1 protein-coding gene is annotated in these 237 nt (G+C 35.9%); it reads right to left on the reverse strand.

Annotated features, from left to right (window positions below):
- Nucleotides 1-237, reverse strand: a 237-nt coding sequence (locus tag SB749_RS20840; RefSeq protein ID WP_410711994.1) for a hypothetical protein, incomplete at both ends; no start/stop codon positions are given.

Consider the following 237-nt stretch of genomic DNA (forward strand, 5'->3'; position numbering starts at 1 on the left):
TCTGGATTTAAGGCTAATACTTGTTCAGCCGTAACGGTTTCAAATTTTGTTTCAATAGCATCGGTTTTACCAGCAACATTTGAAATGCCTGGGTCAGCAGAAATGGCTGTCACACCTAAAATATTTTTTGTAGGCACTAAATTAACTAAATATTCATCAACTGCTAAGGCAGTTGAAACAATTCGTTTTGGTTGTTCCGAAATAGTAATTTCTTTTCCACGACCATCTGTTATTGTG

It is taken from the genome of Brevibacterium sp. SIMBA_078 (genome assembly GCF_046534565.1).
In the GTDB taxonomy this organism is placed as follows: domain Bacteria; phylum Actinomycetota; class Actinomycetes; order Actinomycetales; family Brevibacteriaceae; genus Brevibacterium.